This is a genomic window from Sulfuricurvum sp., from assembly GCF_031427015.1.
GTDB lineage: Bacteria > Campylobacterota > Campylobacteria > Campylobacterales > Sulfurimonadaceae > Sulfuricurvum.
This window is the reverse complement of record NZ_JASJOW010000004.1, coordinates 186,128-205,058: the sequence shown is the minus strand read 5'-3', so window position 1 is coordinate 205,058 and position 18,931 is coordinate 186,128. Positions and strand designations below refer to the sequence as shown.

Below are 18,931 nucleotides of genomic sequence, written 5' to 3'. Positions count from 1 at the left end.
AATGATTTTGTAATGAAAACGAATCACTCAGCCGACATGGCAAACTTTATCAGCGATTCACTCTACACTTCATTAACGAAAGTGGATCATATCATCCTGAAACACACCACTTATGCCGCTATTATCCATGAACGAGACGATTTGTCGGAACATTTTGTAACGTCTCGTGATTGCCGTTTTGGAAAATGGTATTATGACGTATCGCAACAAGGGAATCTCGCTCAAACCGAAGCCTTTAAATCGATTGAGAAATACCATACGGCATTGCATGATCTTATTTTAGATGTCACAAAATGTATACCATCCAAATCGTGTCTTGAACCCTCCAAAAAAGAGCAAATTCTCTCCCGCATGAGTGATATGGAAAAAAACAGTGAAACCTTATTTAATTTATTAGAAAATATGGTCTCTCAAGCAAACAGCAACGTAAAACTACAATAACAAAAATAAACTGTACAGAAATAAATTCTCATATTAATGTATAATTAGAACCGACACTTACATAGGGAGTTTATTAATGTCTTTGAAGTATGCAGGCCCAAAGCCTCTCATATCGGCTCATGGGGTCACTTTTGACCTCAATAAAGAAGATAAATTTATTTATCTCAGTATTGTTGCAGAACTCATTCAGGCATTAAATCATGATTATGTTGACGGCGAGCGATACACTTACCTCACATCAAAAAAACCTTTGGATACGGATAGCATTATTAACCTTATTCGCCTAAACGATCCGCTCCTGGATCAAGAGATCCAAGATCGGCAAAAAATCGCCGAACAGGAAATTGAAGAAGAGCTTGAACATGCCCACAGCAATCGGGTATTGTGCGAAGAAGAGAGCAATGTTCTCGTTAAAAATATCGAACTCTTACGCGATTACCGTATTCGTCGTTCTATCAATAAAACGGTCTACTACAGCGGTATCACGTCGTTAGCCCATATCATCCAAAAAGGGCATATCGACCGTATCATTGCACCGATGTTTCCAAAATTCAACCATGTCTTTCATTCGATTCAAGGGGCATTGGTTAAGCTCCATCCTCCGATTGACAGTCAAATTGATATTTATGAGCACGAAGGGCATCTGCAAGTTCGGCTCGAAATACTTTTTAGAAAGTAAGACGCCCTATCGTTTGGGCGAATCGCACATTATCTCCACTTGAGATAGTGAGTTCTACCATATCTTTTTCGCACAACATGACGATGGTAGATCCCATTCGGAAACATCCGAAGTCATCCCCTTTGCTCAAATAAAGATCTTTATAGCTGTAAAAACTCGGCGTCATCGTCGTATTGGTTCGGATACGCGGTTCAAAACTAACCTCCATCTCACCCACATTCAGTGCCCCTACTAAAATCAAGAAAAAACGCTTTCCTTCCTTGCTTAAACACTCTAAAACTACCCGCTCATTTTCGATAAAGAGATTAACCTGTTTTTTGAGAGAGGGGATATTAACCGGATAGAGTTTCCCCGGAATATGGTATGCATGAAGCACTTGCATATCGAGTGGAGCATGATAACGATGATAATCCCGCGGAGAGAGATAAAAGTTAACAAAGAGACCGTTATGGACATTTTTTTTCGACTCTTCCGTTATCCCCTCCCCTAAAACTCCATCCACGCTGTAAGACATCCCTTTGATCTGTAAAGCTAAATCTTCTTTAATTATCCCACATTCGGTGATGAGAGAGTCGCACGGGCTGATCATATCTTTTTGATCCGTTGAGAATGTACGCTTATGGCGAAATTTTCTTGTAAAAAGTGCATTCAGTGTCGGATACGATTCAGGTGCATTAAAATCGGACATATCCAAGCCCATAGAGCGTACATAGGTACGATTAATCATCTTTTGAAATGTTTTCCCGTGTACTTTGGAAGCAAAGCGTCCGAAAGTCTGGGATAGTGCAGAGGTGAAGTGTTGTTTCATAGTTACTCCTGTTCTTCGTCGGTCTGAATCGCTCTTTTGGCAATCTCTTCAATCAATACGGTAGCATAACACCCTTTTGGAAGGGTAAAATGAAGTTCAAACCATGCATCGTTCTCTTTGTATTCCCCCTCGATCTCTTCCGGGAAAATCCATCCGTATCGTCTCGCGCCGTCGATCCCCTCATGAATACTATCGTACTCTTTTTCAATCGTCTCCGCCAATCCCACAGCCCGTGTTGCCCGTTTGCCGCTCAAAAGACCGCTCACCGAAATATCCCGTTTGCTAAAGCGTTCAACTTCTTCACTGCTCTCATAATGAAAAAGTTTTCCATAAGGGTAATGCATCATTACATCCCCGTGTATCAATTTAAACGGATGTTTTTGAGCTTTCATCGCTTCAATCTCCTCTTTAGGAAGAGGGAGGAAGGTACTGAGTTCATCGATTCCGAAACTCTCAACCAATTTAGACATCTGAATACGACGGCTTAACCAATCATTGAAAAGATAACTTTGATAAGCATTGACATAAAATTGGGCTAGCTTTTTATTGCGCTCTTTTAGGGTTCCTCCCAAAATCGCTTGACCTTTTTTATAGTTTTCCCCGTCAATCCCAAAACGCTGAAATCCGAAATAATTCGGCATCCCCTGTTTTTTGATCATTTTTAGGGCTTCTTGAATTTTCATAGCCGATGTCGGATTCACTTTTTTAAGACGGATAAAAAAGCGGTTTCCTTTGAGATGCCCGATACGAATTTTATTATTGTGATAGGTTTTTTCGAGGATTTTAATCCCCTCATGTTCAAAATTCTCTAATACCGCCTCAAATTTGCGCGGTAACGATATATATTGTTTCGTTTGAGCATTTTTATCTTTGAGTCCCGCATAACCTATATCACGCCCTTTGATTCCCAAATGATTACTGAAAATATCGATCATCTGCCACGTAGAGAGATTTTTTTTACGTACATGAAGAACAAGATGCTCCCCTTCTCCGCTAAAAGGATAGAGCGGTATTTCATCGACTACGAAATCGCGCGGAGATTGGCGAAAATGAAATTCGATTGGACTATGAGGCAGGTAATATTGACGTTCCATGAAACTCCTAAAAATGATGGCGCTTACAGCGATTTGTATAGCTTCCGCGCATTGCAAAAGCCACTGGGGTGATGGTGATTCGATTACGGGCCGCAATACGGCGAATAGTAGTGAGCTGACGAGGGGAGAACGCAATCAACATCTCATACTCCTCACCGCTGCATCCGATTGATTTGGCAATTTTTTTAATAAATCGGACTCCCATCCGATTGACATTACACAATTTTTCCATATCACTGAAAAGACCGTCGGAAATGTCCATGCCGCACCGTAAATAACGACGGGATTGACCCACAAAAGATTGGCGCAGCTGCGGGGAGACAAAACGACTTTTCGTATGGATCTTCCCCCCCGACATTAGATAACGGAGCTGTTTTGCTGATTTTCCGATCTCTCCCGTATACGCGATAATATCCCCTCTTTTAAGACCCCGACGTAATAACGGAGCACTAGTATGAGAGAGAATCGTGATGGAGAGATCGAGTTTGGAGTTACTGATCGTATCCCCTCCGATAATCTCAATCTTATATTCAGATGCAGCCGCTTGAATCCCCGAAGAGAGCTCCCGCATCTGCTCCAATGAGATAGATTTCGGCATCGCCGCACCTATTAAAGCATACTTCGGTACCGCATTCATAGCAACAGCATCGGAGATATTGATAATCATCGCTTTGTAGCCGATTTGATAAGGGGTGAGCCACTTTCTTTTAAAATGGATATTTTCGAAAAAAAGGTCTTTACTGTAAACCCACCCCTCTACTAAGGCACCGTCATCCCCGATAGGGGTCCCTAAAGCGCAAAAAGTGGAAATAAAATAGTTTTCTGCATTCACGCTTTATATCCATCATAAAAATATCCTTATTATAAACAAAATGAGATTATGGTTCCGTTAAAAGAGCGATTTCCTTTATAATCATTACAGATAAACTGTAACAAAACAAGCAGAAAAACACCGTTTGAATTCTCAAAACTGTAACTTTTCCACTCATATATAGTGCTGATAATCTACAAATTGTTACTATTTTGGACAAGAAACGAGAGTTTCAATCCCAACATACTCCTATAATCCTTTTTAATCTTGCCCAAGGAGCGGCGCGCTATAATCATCCACAGATTTTATCAACAAGGAAGGCGTATGAGTATTCCCATTTATACTTATGATGCGGTTATCGTCGGGGCTGGTTTAGCCGGATGTGCAGCAGCTCGCGAGTTGCAAAAAGCCGGTAAGAGAGTTGCCGTGGTCACAAAATTACACCCTTTGCGTAGTCACTCCGGTGCGGCGCAAGGGGGGATTAATGCAGCGTTCAGTGATGCTGATAGCGTTGAACTTCATGAGTTCGATACCGTTAAAGGTTCAGATTATCTTGCGGATCAGGACGTTGTTCAGTTTATGTGTGAAAAAGCACCTGAAACCATCCGTTGGGTAGAACGTATGGGTGCGGCATTTAGCCGTAACGAAGACGGAACTATCGCTCAACGCCCTTTCGGCGGACAATCTTCACCGCGTGCCTGTTTTGCAAAAGACCGTACGGGGCTCACCCTCCTTCAAACCATTTATGAGCAAGCATTCCGTGAGGGTGTCGAGTTTTGGGATGAGTGGTATGTCGCCGACTTGTTGTATAACGAAGGAAAAGTGTACGGTGTCAGCGCCTACAACATCCGTAACTCAGAAAAAGCGATTTTCAATGCCAAAGCGGTTATGTTCGCCACCGGCGGATACGCCCGTGCGTTCAAAATTAACTCAAACGCTCACGCAAACACGGGTGACGGCCTTTCACTCGTAGCCCGTCACGGTCTTCCGTTAGAAGATATGGAATTCGTACAATTCCATCCGTCAGGACTTTCAGGAAACGGTGTCCTCATCTCTGAAGCGGCACGCGGTGAGGGGGGGAAACTCCTTAACTCACTCGGTGAGCGCTTTATGGAAAAATACGCACCGAATGCTATGGAGCTCGCATCTCGCGACGTTGTAGCCCGTGCGATCATCCAAGAGATTCGTGAAGGGCGCGGTGTCGGCCCTCGCAAAGATGCCGTTTACATCGATCTCGTCCATTTGGGTAAAGAGAAAATCATGGAACGTCTTCCGGAACTTCGCGATTTAGCGATCACATTCCTCGGTCTTGATATGATTAAAGAGCCGATCTTGATCTCGGCAACGGCTCACTACTCTATGGGCGGTATTCCGATGGATAAACACGGACATGTTCGTAAAAACAATTCCGAGTTCGTCGAAGGATTCTACGCTGCGGGTGAGTGTTCATGCTCATCCGTCCACGGGGCAAACCGCCTCGGTGCCAACTCGGTTCTCGAAGCATTGTTATTTGGCCGTTTCGTCGGTAAAACGATGGTAAATGAAGTGGATACTATCACCTTGCATAAAGCGACAGAGCCCGATGCAGAGCGTATGATCAATGAAATGAACTGGGTATTGACCAACAACGGTCAAGAATCGGTATCAGGACTTCGTGAAGAGCTTCAACAATCCATGACCGATAATGCGGGAGTTTTCCGCACCGCACAAACGCTACAGGCACAAATGGAAATTTTGAAAGATTTGCGCAACCGTTATAACAATATCCGCATTGCCGATAAATCTAAAATTTTTAATACCGAGCTTCAAGAAGCAATCGAATTCGGTCACATGCTCGATTATTCCGCCTTTATCGTCGCAAGTGCGCTGGAGCGTAAAGAGAGCCGAGGAGCCCATTTCCGTGAAGATTTCCCGACACGTGATGATGAAAAATTCTTGAAACACACCATGGCGTACATGGATGCAAACGGTGAAATCAAGCTTGACTACATGGACGTTACCCTCGGTCGCCATGAACTCAAAGCACGATCGTATTAAGGGAGAGAGTATGGAATCGATAAAATCGCAACAAGTAACGTTTAAAGTTTTCCGTTTCAATGAAGAGACCGATTACCTCCCTTACTATAATACCTATGTTTTGGATGTCACCCACGAAGAGGTTGTCCTTGATATTCTCAACCGTATCAAATGGGATCATGACGGCACGCTGTCGTATCGTCGAAGCTGCCGACACGGTATCTGCGGTGTCTGTTCAATCAAAGTCAACGGCAAAGGGATTTTGGCCTGTAAATCACGTCTATTTGATCTTGTCGAAGCATTCGGAAATGAAATCGTTATCGAGCCGCTTAGTACGAAACGGGCGATCAAAGACTTGATCATCGATAAAAAAGATTTCTGGGACAAACACGCACAAGTTAAACCCTACCTAGTAAGTGATATTGAAGAGCACCCTGCGCAAGAGCACCTTGTGAGCCCGCACGATGCTGAAAAGCTTCTCGAAGCCGATTACTGTATCCAATGCGGAGCATGCCACTACTCATGTCCGGCATTGGCGATCAACGATGAGTTTATCGGGCCTGCCGCTTTTGCCGCAGCGTACCGTTTCTCTGCTGATGTTCGTGATGATGCTTCAATCGAGCGCTTGCATGTTGTCAACCAAGAGGCTCAAGGGGTTTGGGATTGTGTCAAATGTATGGAGTGTGCCGAGGTATGTCCAAAAGAGGTTAATCCGATCGAAAAAATCACCAAACTTCACAACATGGTATTTGAAGCGAATATTGCAAAAAATAACGTCGCGACTCGCCATGCCGTCGGTTTCGCCCACTCGATTGAAAAACACGGTTTACTCGATGAGGGTGAATTGGTACGTTACTCAGAGGGGAATATCGGTGTACTAAAACACGTTCCGGTTGCACTTAAAATGTTCGCCAAAGGTAAAATCGTATTGCCATGGAATATGCCAAAAGCCGATAAATTAGATGAGATCAAAAAACTAATCAAATCGTCATCAACAGTAAAGTTTTAGGGAGTACTCAATGGAAAAATTAAAATACGCGCTTTTTACCGGTTGTACCGCAAAAGAGAGTACACCTGAGCAAATGATGTCAACCCTCGCCGTGGCAAACAAACTAGGGATTGAGCTTGTAGAATTGACGGAAGCCTCATGTTGCGGTGCATCACACCTGCAAGATTATGATGACTTTCTCTCCCTCGTACTCAATGCACGTAACATCGCATATGCGGAAAAGCATGGGCTAACCATGGTTACTATCTGTAATACGTGTCAGCTCAATACGGCAATGACCAAACACCGCCTTGACCACAATGCAGAACTAAAAGCAAAAGTGAATGCTAAACTCTCCGAAGTAGGATTAGAGTACAAAGGGACTTCCCAAATCACCCACTTCCTCTACGCAATCATCGATGATTTCGGTCTCGATAAGATCAAAGAGATGGTCGTTAAACCTCTAAGCCAATTTAATATCGCACCGTTTTACGGATGTCATAATATTCGCCCCTCAGATCTTCAAAATGAAACCCATAAAGCTCATGAGAACCCATATAAACCGACTTCATTGGATGATCTTATCATCGCATGCGGCGGTGTCAATGTCGATTATGAAGAGAAAAACAAATGCTGCGGTTTCCATGCCGAACTTCAAGCACCTCGTACAGCGGCGATCCTAACGGGTAATGCCGTTGCCGGAGCGATGGATGCGAATGCGGATTGGATGGTCACGCCATGTCCACTTTGTCATCTCAAACTCGATACCCAAACACACCATGCTTCTGTTGCTATCGGTCGTGACGTTTCCCTTCCGGTTCTTCATATGCAACAAATGGTCGGTCTTGCACTCGGTTGTACCTCTGAGGAGCTTGGTCTTAAACACCACGTTACCAAAGTCGATTTCATTTAATTCCTCTTTCCCCGCTTGGGGAAATCTCACTTAAATATAATAAAAATTAATTTTTCATCTCCCTATCGTAAAAAAAATGCTATACTTTATCCCTTAACCATTTTGCTTTAAAGGAGAGGGCTAATATGCGTAGTCTAAACCTTACCAAACAGCTTTTTTGGATCATAGCTGCCTTTATCATTACGGCAACCGTCTTGATTACCCTTTATCTTTACTATCAAACACAGGCTATGGTTGAAACTCGTGCTTTTAGCCGCGCAAAATCATTACAAACCTATTTTATCTCCATGCGCTATGTCTATCATCATCAATTTTTAAAGAGTGGACTCGACCTAAATGATTCTACGGTCGGATTTCTACCCGCTCATGCGGCGGCACAAATCAGTGATGAATTTATAAAGCGATCCCATGATGGAATATCGATACGCAATGTCTCGGATCGTCCTCGAAATCCTATCAATCGAGCCGATGAATTCGAAGTAAAAGCCATACGCTATTTTGCTCAAAATCCAACACTCACAGAAAATATCTCCCTTATAAAGCAAAATAATCAAGAGTACTTCTTTTACAGTTCTCCGATAAAAATAGAGCCCTATTGTATTCAGTGCCACGGAAAAAAAGAAGAAGTTCTCCCCTATATAGCCCAACGCTATAACTCCGCATATGACTATAAAATAGGTGATATCCGAGGGGTTACCAGCATTAAAATTCCTCGTCAAATTATCGCCGATGAAACCCTTTCAATTTTTTGGAAAGAGGCCGTTTTGAGCTGGGCGATTATCCTTTTTCTTTTAGGATTCATCCACTACGCAGTACGTCAGCTGACCAAACGTGATGTTGAAGGCAAAAAACAGCTTGAAATAGAGGTTAAAAAACGGACGTCCGAACTGGAAAAAGCGACACAAGAACTCAAAATATCCAATGCCTATCAGCAACATCTTTATTCTATTCTTCGCACGGTTGCCGACAGCAATCAAGTTTTGATTACGTCACAAACCCTCGATGAACTTATTGATAAAACGGCATTATGTTTAGTGGAGAATCAATCTTTTTTAAGTGTTAAAATTTCTTTGATTGAAGGGGGAGAACTCAAAGTAAAAGCCTCGTACGGTATCGACGAGGAGCAAACCATCGTGCCTATTGAACAAATAGCCCTACAACGAAATACCTCTATTATTTTGACCGATTTTACGACCGATATCTCTGAGGAGTGCCGACGTAAAGTGGAAAAATACGGTATTACCTCTGTTTATGCGGCAGCATTGCGAAAAGACACTTTTGCGATCGAATCGTTTGGGGTAATGATGATTTGCACTGCGCAAGAAGGGGGATTTACAGCCGAAGAGACCGCTATGATTGATGAACTTTCGGGGGATTTAGGATTTGCGATCAACTCGTTTTACCAAAAAGAGAATATTTTGAAACTCTCTTTTTATGACCCTTTAACCGAACTGGCAAACAGACGTCTTTTGATTGAACGTTTTACAAAAGCTATGGTCTCGAGTTCTCGTACCCAACAATACGGCGGTTTGCTTTTTATCGATTTGGATAATTTCAAAGGGATAAACGATATCAAAGGGCATATTTCGGGAGATGAAGTACTGAAACAAATGGGAAAACGACTACTCAGCATCTTACGCCAATCCGATACCGTTGCCCGTTTCGGCGGGGATGAATTTGTCATTTTAATTGAAAATATCGGATTAAATCAGCATGATGCGGCTACCGCCGTCCAGACAGCTGCCCATAAAATTCTCGATATAGCCAAAGAGCCGTTCCTCATCGATAACCAATCTTTTTATCTTAGTGCGAGTATCGGTATCGTCTTATTTATCGGTGAAGAGTCCAGTATTGATCAGCTCTTTACTTATGCCGACAGTGCCATGTACGCGGCTAAAAAAAGTGGACGAAATACCTCCCGTTTTTATGACGCATCCCTTCAAGAGACCATGGCGGAACACGCCCGTCTCACACATGATCTCAATGCTGCACTGACGCTTCATCAGCTCTATATCGTTTATCAGGAACAAGTCAATGTGCAAGGAGTAACCGAAGGGGTTGAAGCCCTCATGCGATGGGAACACCCCGAGCGCGGGTTAATCCCTCCCTCAAAATTTATACCGTTGGCAGAGAGTTCCGGAATTATTATCTCCTTGGGGGATTGGATTTTTGAAGAAGCAACCAAACAACTCAAGAGATGGGAAAATGATCCGATTAAACAAAAATGGCGTATTTCGGTCAATGTGAGTCCGAAGCAGTTTGAAGAAGAGAACTATATTTCAAAACTTAAGGGACAAATCAATCAGATGCGGATCAATCCGTCCAAAATACGTTTAGAACTCACCGAAGGATTACTGGTACATGATATCCATAAAGCAATGGAAAAAATCATCCTCCTTAAAGAGATTGGCTTTACCCTCTCTATCGATGATTTCGGAACAGGCTACTCCAGCTTATCGTATCTCAAAAATCTTCCGATTGATGAACTAAAAATCGATCAGTCTTTCGTAAAAGCACTCCCCGATAGCGTATCGGATCAAATTATTATTCAAACCATTATTACCATCGGAAAGACTTTCGGACTTGAAGTGATTGCTGAGGGGGTAGAGACACCCGAGCAGTTTAATCTCTTGCGTGAGATGGAATGCGACTCCTTCCAAGGGTTCTTGTTTAGCCGTCCGCAGAGAATTGAATATTACATGAATTAATATTCATTTAATCAATATTAACTTATAGTATTAATAACGTCATACAAGGAGTTTCCATGGGTAAAAAGTTTTTAATCGGTGCCGTTGCGGCTTTGGCATTTAGTTCGGTACTCTCTGCAGGTGAATACGATCTCAAAGACAATATGTACAAACTCAATAATTACATGATGGTTATGCAGGCAGGTTTTATCGAAGGAGATAAACAAAAAGCGCTTAAAGCCGCCGAAGCTCTCGGGGTAGAGAGTCAAAAACTATTGGGAAATGAAGCAATGATGAGTAAAATGCTCCCAAAAGAGAAGGCCCATAAAGCCAGAATTGCGACAACATCGGCACACCTGATCACCGATAACGTCGATATTATTAAATCGAGTATGGATAACGTCCGCCGCGATACGGCACAAAATGCTTATCTTGATATTCAACGCGCCTGTATGCGCTGCCATAACCTCGTACGTGACTGGTAAAAAAATGCGGCAGAGATGTCGCATTCTTAGGCTCTATTGAATCTCTTTATCTCTTTCTGCTACGATCTCAACGTGATATCCCGCTTTTCTAAACTGTTCCAATAACCCATCACGCCCCAGCAGATGCATCGCTCCCACAAGGACAAATCCCCTCTTCTCTTCTCGTATCATATTCATGAGCTTGGGCATCCATGCATTGTTACGCTGTACCAAAATACGATGATACATTTTCGGCGATTCTTGCATCATCTCCACAACCAATTCGCGCTCCAGCCGCTCCGTTTTACCTTCCCGCCAATCTTGTACCATCCATGTCATTATCGTATTCAGCTCATCCATATCTTCAAGTGTTTGAAGAATCATCGTATCCTCTTCACCTTCACCGATTTCAGTAATAATCGCACTTTGTTCTTGGATACTTTCCAAATATTTTTGAGGCATTTGATCGAGAAGTGCCCGTTTACTGTAATGACTATCAACTCCACCTTGATCTATCCCGATTGAAGAGAGTTTTAGTTGTGTAAGGGTCATCATAACCGCCCACGGCTCCAAGCGATCAAATGCAGCCCGATTGTACCCTTGTGAATCGAGATAGACGATAAGGGCATTATATGTTTTAGCGGAAAGTTTTTGCGCAAGGGTTTGTCCTGCGGGAAGGAGCATTTTTCGCATCAATAATCTCTGTAACTCTTGAGTGTGAGAGGGAGATAGATCGGTCTCAAATACAACATAGTCTGATTTTGAGTATGCGTCATCAAACTCACGCGGGAGAGGGAAATCAGAAGAGCGGAGAACGTGAATCGTTCCGCCGAGATACATCGTATGGAGACCGTCACTAATTTTCCAGACGCTCGATTGGGCGAAGAGCTGTGAAACAACCAGAAGGGGAAATAGAAAAACAAAAATGAAATAGCGCATTATTCTCCGATATCTTCATTCCAAAGTTTCGGATGTTCTTCTATAAAGCGCCCCATCATATCCATACAATGATGGTCGTTGAGAATATCAAGCGTTACACCGCGTGATACAAGCATCTCCTCTTCCCCTTTAAAATTATGATTTTCACCGATAACGATATGCCCGATCCCATACAGCGCAATCGCTCCGGAACACATCGGGCACGGCGATAGGGTCGTATAGAGTGTGCACTCTTTATAGATCGAAGCACTTAAGCGTCCCGCATTTTCAAGAGCATCCATTTCACCGTGTAAAATAACACTCCCTTTTTGGACTCGGCGGTTATGACCTCTTCCGATAATCTTACCTTCATATACCAGTACCGATCCGATAGGGATTCCACCCTCTTCCAGCCCTTTTTCCGCTTCAAGAATCGCTTCACGCATAAATGGATCCATTCTATCCCCTTTTGTAAGTATCGCTTATTAGCTTATATTCGGCCGTTATGATTGCTTCGGTCGAAACGCTTTAATAACCTCTTCGTTACACTCCAAATACGGCCCTTCGATCAAATCGATACAATACGGCACGGCAGGAAATACGGCGTCCAGACACTCACGGATCGATTTCGGTTTCCCCGGAAGATTGATAATAAGGCTACGACCACGAATCCCAGCCGTCTGTCGTGAGAGGATCGCCGTCGGGACGTATTGGAGGCTCACCTGACGCATTAACTCACCGAACCCCGGCATCATCTTCTCACAGACGTTTTCGGTCGCTTCAGGGGTCACGTCACGTTTTGCAGGCCCTGTTCCCCCCGTCGTTACCACGAGACAGCACCCCTCACGGTCGCACAGCTCCATCATCGTCTCTTCAATAGTGTCCTGATTGTCAGGGATACAACGGTACACAATCTCATGTTCTGATTTTAGATAGTCTTTCATCGTCTCTTGAATCGCTACCCCTGAAATATCTTCGTAAATCCCCGCACTCGCACGGTCTGATGCGGTAATAACACCTATTTTGATCATTAAAAATTCTCCTGTAAAAAATGGTTGGCTCTTTTTATCGAGGTAACCGTCGCATAGGGGAGAAAAAATTCTCTCGCTCCTGCGACATCGATCACTTGATCATCAAGTCCCAAATAGACCTCAATAAGTGTCCCTTTAGCACGAATACGCTCCATTAAGCTCGGTGTCCACTCAAAATAGAGAAGTTCTTGCAACGATTCTGCATTGTTCTCTCCCAATGCAAGCGGAGCCACGGGTGAGGGAGCAAAGCAGCTTGTTAAAAAGTTTTCCAAATAGCGTTCGGCATCTTTGAAATATCCCCCCATCTGAAGACGTCGGAACGACTCTTTTTTCGTCTGGAAAAAAGCGGGGGAAAAAAGTTGGAGAGTATCGATACGCTCACGTGAGTCGGCTACGTATTGTGCCGCTTTGATCGCACCGTAACTAAATCCCGAAACGGTATAATCACTGTGTTTTAAATAAGGATCAAAAAAATGTTGATCTCCGCTCAGAGCAAAACCGCTATAAAATCTCATTCATCGTTGCTTTGGCAAGGGCTTTTGAAATATGTTCATACTCATCTAAAACCGCTTCAAATTTGGCGAGAATTTTTTCATTTCTCTCTAATAATACACTGATCTCTTGATACAAACGGTTCATAAGGGATGTTTCATCTTCAGGTGTCGGCTGGATCGAACTTCCCATCCCGTATTCGTACACCATGGCATGAACCAATTCTTTGGCAACCGCTAAATCATGCGATGCATTGCTGGCGTGTTCGCCGAAACGAAGGTGTGATGATGCGATTCCTGCCAAATGAACCCGTATGTGGGCTTCGATCTCATGGCGCAGTTGCGGTTCAGCCGTCGGAGGGGTGATCGCATCATTGGTAAGGGTGATCTTCTCATACGGCAAATCAAACCACGTCGCGGCAAACACTTTCCCCGCTTGATAACGGACTTGATAGCGGCGTTGCTCGTCACTGAGCATCGCAATTTTCTTTTTACCGAACATCACTTTGTCTTTTACCGCCAAGAAATGTTCCTGCTTCACCTGAATCTCGTTTTGACGCATACACAAAAGTGCTGCTTCGTTCACCAAAGCCGCAAGCGAAGCCCCGTTAAATCCGACCGTCATTTTGGCAATTTCGTTAATCGAAAGCTCATTCGGAATATGGCGAAGATATTTTTGTAAAATCGCTTCACGCTCAGATGCGGTAGGGAGTTCAACAAAAATACGGCGGTCAAACCGTCCCGCACGAAGAAGCGCTGAATCCATAACATCAATATTATTGGTCGCGGCGATGACAACGATACCGCTCGTCTCTTCAAATCCGTCCATTTCGGTAAGAAGCTGATTGAGGGTTCCTTCGCGTTCGTCGTTACGACCCCCTTCACGCTTTTTACCTACCGCATCGATCTCATCGATAAAGATGATAGAGGGGGCATTTTTCTTGGCGGCAGAGAAAAGCTCGCTCACCCGTTTTGCCCCCATTCCGACATAAATCTGTACAAACGAGGCACCGCTTTGGTAGAAAAACGGAACATCCGCTTCGGCGGCAACCGCTTTGGCAATCATCGTTTTCCCTACCCCAGGAGGTCCTATCAGCAATACTCCCCGCGGCATTCTCGCACCGAAGCTGTAATAGCGTTTCGGATTGCGCAAAAAGTCGATAATCTCTTCAAGCTCCTCTTTGACATCACCGATACCGCCGATATCACTAAAACGGACGGTTGATTTCACAGGGGTAACGTTGGAAGACGGTGCTTCAGGTTCAGGGGTTGCTTTAGCAACCGGAACTTCTAGGGGAGCTTCATCCTCAAATCCCAATTTACTTTTCCATGCCCAAAATCCTGTTCCGCCGATAAGAGCAAAAAACAAGAAGAACCATAACCATCCGTTCCCCCCTTTGGGCTCGATAATAAGGTGTGCAGTCAGTTCGGAGGGGAGCTGAGATGACGCGATTTTCACTACGCCGTTTTCTTTGGTGGCAAAATAGGTATACCCGTCGTCACTGAATGCTTTTTCGATTTGATCGTTCTCAATCAGTTTGGTTGCTTCCGAAAGGGGTATCGTATCACCGCTGTCACGTAAAAGGGCAAACAGAAGCAAAAGTAAAACAATCCCCCCCGAAATAATAAGGATGAGCTGATTTCGGTTAAAATTTGGCCATGTTAAATTCATCGTGTACCTCATAGTGTTCCAGCGTGATCCAGTCACCGCTGATATCTTCATTCGATTCGATCAAGACTTTATTATAAAATTGATCGTATCCGATATAATTATTCCCCTCACCCGATTCTACTAGCACTTCCAACGCAGAAGTAGCTCTTTTTTCCCTGAACTTCTTATTATTTGATCCAATCAGCGCATTAAGCTCGGCCATTCTTTGTGCCGAGAGTGTTCCGTTTACTTCGGGTTTCATCACCGAACTCGGAGTTCCGTCTCGTTTGGAATAGGTAAAAGGGTGAATATGGGTGAGATGAAGCGAACGGATATTCTCCATCGCCTCACTCCAAATCACGTCACTCTCTCCCGGATGACCGATAATAAAATCGGTTCCGAGGGCAAAACCTTTTTCATGCAGCATACCGAAAAGCTCGACATCACCGGCATGACGGTTACGACGGTTCATAAGGCGAAGCATCGAGTCACTACTGTGTTGAATCGCGATATGTAAATGTCGTTCTAACCACGGCTCATCCAAAATTTCCCGAAACGATTCATTTACCTGTATCGGTTCCAGCGAACCTACACGAATACGACGAACACCACGGATGAGCGACATTTTTTTCATCAATTCCGCTATACTTCGCCCCTCACCCTGACCGTAACTTCCGACGTTCGTCCCCGTGAGGACAAACTCTCCGAAACCATTGCTTGCAAGGCGTGATACCTGCTCTAAAATCTTGGCTTCATCCATACTTCGTGCATCACCACGTACAAAGGGGATAATACAATAACTGCAACGAAAATTACACCCCTCTTGGATTTTAATAAAGGCACGTGATTTCCCGACAAATTCATCCACAATCGCATCGTCAATATAGTTCAAATCACCGATCTCATAAAAACGGCTATCCGATGAGAGGAGCGTATTGATTTTCATTTTTTCCGAAGGGCCGAACACCCCTTGTATCTTTCCTGCACCAAATAGGGATTCCCCTTTGGTATGGGCGCCGCATCCCGTCAAAAAAAGCTTTTTCCCCTGCTTATCCATCTGATTGATGTAGCCGCGAACACTCACATCGGCACCGTTGGTCACCGTGCAGGAGTTGACCACAACGATATCGGCACTCCCCTCATCCTCGGTCACCTCATAATCACGCAAGGCAGACATCATAACTTGCGAATCAAAAACGTTTGTACGGCATCCGAACGTTTTAAAATAGACTTTCGGTTTCATTCCACATCCATAGGAGGCGCAGATTTCGGCGGTATCGGAGCCGTATAAAACGTCTGGGTCGGATAGGCGATTGTAATGTCGTGTTCGGCGTTGAATGCATCGATAATGTCGGCAGAGATCGTGCTACGCAAAGTAAGTGTTGCGTAGGCGTTCGTGAGGTACCACGCACTGATTTTTAATCCGTTGGTTTCGATAAACGTAAAAATTCGAGGCTCAACGTTACTGTTTTTAAGGCTGTAACGATCACGCAGTTTATTGATCTGTTTACGAGTAATATCAGTGTACCCTTTTGAATACTTACGGCAAATCTCTTTGACCAAATGCGCCGCTTTTTTGTGATTCGAATCAAAGGTGATGACAATATCGATCCCGTCCCAAACCGTTTTAAGCGATCCGTGCGAATAATTGGCAATCATCGAAGTGAAAATGTAGTTGTTAGGGACAAAAACAATGCGCCCCGCACGGCGGTTTGTTTGAATGGTAGTTAAAGTAACATCCTCCATCAGCGTAATACGCTGCATCGAAATATCCAAAACATCTCCGACGTATTCCATACCGTCTTTCATAAATCGAATACGATCTCCGACGTGAATAGCTCCCCCGATCACAATAACAAGCCAGCCGAGCAACGACATAAACCAGTCACGCATCGCGATCGCAAGACCCGCAGAGGCAAAGCCGAGAACGGTGGCAAAATAGCCGACGTTATCGATATAGCTGAAAAGCAAAATCAAAATAATCAACGTCACATTGATAAAGGTCACGATTTTGTTGGCCATATAAAAACGTTCATTGTCCATAATGTAACGTTTGATGACCCGTTTAAATAAAAAGGAGATAAGAAAGAGAACAAGAACAATCATCCCGATATTCAGGAGTTTATAAATCTGTTCTTTAATCTCTTTGTTGATTTTTGCTTCGGTTGATTCAATCCGTTTTTCATATACGTCTGCCGTAGAGACAAGCGTCTCAAGTGCCAATTTGAATTTTTCGACTTGCAGCATCGTCGCTTCAAGTTCCACATCATAATCTGATTTCGGATCCAGACGTGTGAGTGTTTTAAACAAAACAATCTGCCGTTCCAAGAGGGTGATAAGCTCTTGCAACTCCTCTTCACGTAAAACATAATCATGATATTGGCTGTTAAGACGTTTAACGTAGGATAATCCCGTCACGATATCGAAAGGATTCGTAATCGTCGGAAGCTCACCCGCTTCATCCGGTTTTAGCAATGATACAAACGGTGATGTCCCCTGAGCTTTTAAGAGATCAACCTGTTCGGTCAGAATTTTTTGTTTGGCTTGGAGAGCTTCGATTTCGAGTTTGCGCTCTACATTCGGTGATCGATTTTGCAACAGTTCGATACGATATTTTACTTCTCGAAGATTTTTGCGAGACTCTTGGTAGGCCATATAGGAGTTATAGCTTTTAAGCCAAATGCTGTTCCCTTTTGAGAGCTCTTTTTGAATTTTAGAGAGTTCTTCTTGTGCATTTTCGATTTCGACCTCTTTAGGGAGCTCTATCGATTGCTCTTGAAAAATATTCTCATCATTTTTTGCCGCATTAAGGGTTAAAACCGCTATAAATAATGACGTAAATAAAAACGAAAAATATCTCACGCGCGGGTTCCTTTGAATGCTGTCAAGATTTTTTTCACCGTTGATGCCTCTATCGTATCGGTAATCTCTACCGCTCCGATTCCACGAGGGAGAATAAAAGTTATAGCACTATCGGCACTTTTTTTATCCAAGAAAAAGGTTTCATAAAACTTTTCAACATCTTGTATCGGATATTCAAGCGGGAGATCATAGCGTCCTAACAGTGCTTTAACCCGTGCAACTTCTTCACGGCTCATCAACCCGATTTCATGCGCTAAGTCATTGGCCATAACCATCCCGATTGCGACACTTTCGCCGTGCAAATAGGTTTCGTATTTTGTTTCGTTTTCAATGACATGACCGAATGTATGTCCATAATTCAACGCCGCACGAAGCCCCTGCTCTTTTTCATCCTCTTCGACCACACCTGCTTTGGTCTCAACCGCTTTAGCAATCGCGTAGAGCAGATTATCTCCCTCACGCAAATCATGCTGTTCCAGCCACTCAAAAAACGGTGCGTTAAAGGTCACCGCCATTTTGACAATCTCCGCGACCCCTGCTCCAAATTCACGGGATGGGAGGGTTTTAAGAAAACTCGGATCGATGTAAACCGCGCGCGGTTGATGAAAAGCACCGATTAGATTTTTGCCGTATCGGTTATTCACCCCTGTTTTTCCGCCGACACTCGCATCGACTTGCGAAAGGAGAGTTGTGGGGATTTGGATGAAATCGATTCCGCGATTGTAGAGACTCGCCGCGAATCCTCCCATATCACCGATCACGCCGCCGCCAAATGCGACCAGAAGCGATTTACGGTTCAGTCGATGATCAAACATCCGATCTAAAATCGATTCAATCGTCTCTAACGTTTTGTACTGCTCACCGTCAGGAATCGTCACAATATAAACTTCTTTAGCATGCAATCGGTTCAGAAGTGTTTGCAAGTGCAAACCTGCCACTTTCGGATTGGTTAAAACTACGACTTTCCCCTCAAAGTTTATCTCGGGCAACGCTCCGATATGGATGGGATAAGAGTCGTCAATTACACGTTTAAGGTTGATAGATATCGTCATAGAAAAACCTGATGAATTAAGTTGT

The 18,931-nt window shown here is 43.8% G+C and carries 18 protein-coding genes; 7 read left to right on the top strand and 11 right to left on the bottom strand.

All coding sequences use genetic code 11. The features are described 5' to 3' along the window. The first annotated feature begins 12 nt into the window (after positions 1 to 12). Positions 13 to 441 (top strand): CZB domain-containing protein, encoded by a 429-nt coding sequence (locus tag RMO68_RS11170; RefSeq protein WP_409574825.1) that lies wholly within the window; start codon positions 13 to 15, stop codon positions 439 to 441. A gap of 76 nt (positions 442 to 517) precedes the next feature. Then, positions 518 to 1,120: a hypothetical protein gene (locus RMO68_RS09480; protein ID WP_310440508.1), complete on the top strand. Its 603-nt coding sequence runs from the start codon at positions 518 to 520 to the stop codon at positions 1,118 to 1,120. Here the strand turns inward: RMO68_RS09480 and RMO68_RS09475 are convergent. Genes RMO68_RS09475 through RMO68_RS09465 form a run of 3 tightly spaced genes read right to left on the bottom strand, consistent with a single transcriptional unit; the run spans position 1,110 to position 3,854 of the window. Next, positions 1,110 to 1,928, bottom strand: a complete 819-nt coding sequence (locus RMO68_RS09475) for a phosphatidylserine decarboxylase (protein WP_310440507.1) — start codon at positions 1,926 to 1,928, stop codon at positions 1,110 to 1,112. The genes RMO68_RS09480 and RMO68_RS09475 overlap by 11 nt on opposite strands. 2 nt (positions 1,929 to 1,930) lie before the next feature. Further along, the gene (truD, locus tag RMO68_RS09470; RefSeq protein WP_310440506.1) at positions 1,931 to 3,022 is read right to left on the bottom strand and encodes a tRNA pseudouridine(13) synthase TruD; all 1,092 of its coding nucleotides are present in this window, start codon (positions 3,020 to 3,022) and stop codon (positions 1,931 to 1,933) included. A gap of 7 nt (positions 3,023 to 3,029) precedes the next feature. After that, the gene (locus tag RMO68_RS09465; protein ID WP_310440505.1) at positions 3,030 to 3,854 is read right to left on the bottom strand and encodes a thiamine-phosphate kinase; all 825 of its coding nucleotides are present in this window, start codon (positions 3,852 to 3,854) and stop codon (positions 3,030 to 3,032) included. A gap of 303 nt (positions 3,855 to 4,157) precedes the next feature. Here RMO68_RS09465 and RMO68_RS09460 point away from each other — a divergent pair, with 303 nt between their 5' ends. From RMO68_RS09460 to RMO68_RS09440, 5 genes are all read left to right on the top strand, one after another. Continuing rightward, positions 4,158 to 5,870: an FAD-dependent oxidoreductase gene (locus RMO68_RS09460; RefSeq protein ID WP_310440504.1), complete on the top strand. Its 1,713-nt coding sequence runs from the start codon at positions 4,158 to 4,160 to the stop codon at positions 5,868 to 5,870. Positions 5,871 to 5,880: 10 nt separating this feature from the next. After that, entirely contained in the window at positions 5,881 to 6,858 is a 978-nt protein-coding gene (locus RMO68_RS09455) for a succinate dehydrogenase iron-sulfur subunit (protein ID WP_310440503.1), read from the top strand. Between the two features lie 10 nt (positions 6,859 to 6,868). Next, a complete protein-coding gene (locus RMO68_RS09450; protein WP_310440502.1) occupies positions 6,869 to 7,750 on the top strand; it encodes a CoB--CoM heterodisulfide reductase iron-sulfur subunit B family protein in 882 nt (293 codons plus the stop codon). A 125-nt stretch (positions 7,751 to 7,875) separates the two neighbouring features. Continuing rightward, positions 7,876 to 10,458: an EAL domain-containing protein gene (locus tag RMO68_RS09445; protein ID WP_310440501.1), complete on the top strand. Its 2,583-nt coding sequence runs from the start codon at positions 7,876 to 7,878 to the stop codon at positions 10,456 to 10,458. A 56-nt stretch (positions 10,459 to 10,514) separates the two neighbouring features. Next, the gene (locus RMO68_RS09440) at positions 10,515 to 10,922 is read left to right on the top strand and encodes a hypothetical protein (protein ID WP_310440500.1); all 408 of its coding nucleotides are present in this window, start codon (positions 10,515 to 10,517) and stop codon (positions 10,920 to 10,922) included. 33 nt (positions 10,923 to 10,955) lie between these two features. Here RMO68_RS09440 and RMO68_RS09435 read toward each other — a convergent pair whose 3' ends face one another. From RMO68_RS09435 to aroB, 8 genes are read right to left on the bottom strand one after another with little or no spacing between them, the layout of a single operon-like run. Further along, positions 10,956 to 11,840 carry a TraB/GumN family protein gene (locus RMO68_RS09435; RefSeq protein ID WP_310440499.1) on the bottom strand — a complete coding sequence of 295 codons (885 nt, stop codon included), beginning with the start codon at positions 11,838 to 11,840 and terminating at the stop codon, positions 10,956 to 10,958. Next, positions 11,840 to 12,277, bottom strand: a complete 438-nt coding sequence (locus tag RMO68_RS09430; protein ID WP_310440498.1) for a nucleoside deaminase — start codon at positions 12,275 to 12,277, stop codon at positions 11,840 to 11,842. Before RMO68_RS09430 ends, RMO68_RS09435 begins: the two co-directional genes overlap by 1 nt. A 45-nt stretch (positions 12,278 to 12,322) precedes the next feature. Beyond that, on the bottom strand, positions 12,323 to 12,850 hold the full coding sequence (gene mog, locus RMO68_RS09425; protein ID WP_310440497.1) for a molybdopterin adenylyltransferase: 528 nt from the start codon (positions 12,848 to 12,850) through the stop codon (positions 12,323 to 12,325). Beyond that, on the bottom strand, positions 12,850 to 13,365 hold the full coding sequence (gene bioV, locus RMO68_RS09420) for a pimelyl-ACP methyl ester esterase BioV (protein WP_310440496.1): 516 nt from the start codon (positions 13,363 to 13,365) through the stop codon (positions 12,850 to 12,852). Before bioV ends, mog begins: the two co-directional genes overlap by 1 nt. Then, a complete protein-coding gene (locus RMO68_RS09415) occupies positions 13,352 to 15,013 on the bottom strand; it encodes an AAA family ATPase (protein ID WP_310440495.1) in 1,662 nt (553 codons plus the stop codon). Before RMO68_RS09415 ends, bioV begins: the two co-directional genes overlap by 14 nt. Continuing rightward, positions 14,988 to 16,235 (bottom strand): tRNA (N(6)-L-threonylcarbamoyladenosine(37)-C(2))-methylthiotransferase MtaB, encoded by a 1,248-nt coding sequence (gene mtaB / locus RMO68_RS09410; RefSeq protein ID WP_310440494.1) that lies wholly within the window; start codon positions 16,233 to 16,235, stop codon positions 14,988 to 14,990. The genes RMO68_RS09415 and mtaB overlap by 26 nt, the downstream gene beginning before the upstream one ends. Beyond that, positions 16,232 to 17,854, bottom strand: coding sequence for a mechanosensitive ion channel domain-containing protein (locus RMO68_RS09405; RefSeq protein WP_310440493.1), 1,623 nt, complete (start codon positions 17,852 to 17,854; stop codon positions 16,232 to 16,234). The genes mtaB and RMO68_RS09405 overlap by 4 nt, the downstream gene beginning before the upstream one ends. Beyond that, a complete protein-coding gene (gene aroB, locus RMO68_RS09400) occupies positions 17,851 to 18,906 on the bottom strand; it encodes a 3-dehydroquinate synthase (RefSeq protein ID WP_310440492.1) in 1,056 nt (351 codons plus the stop codon). The genes RMO68_RS09405 and aroB overlap by 4 nt, the downstream gene beginning before the upstream one ends. Between the last annotated feature and the right edge of the window lie 25 nt (positions 18,907 to 18,931).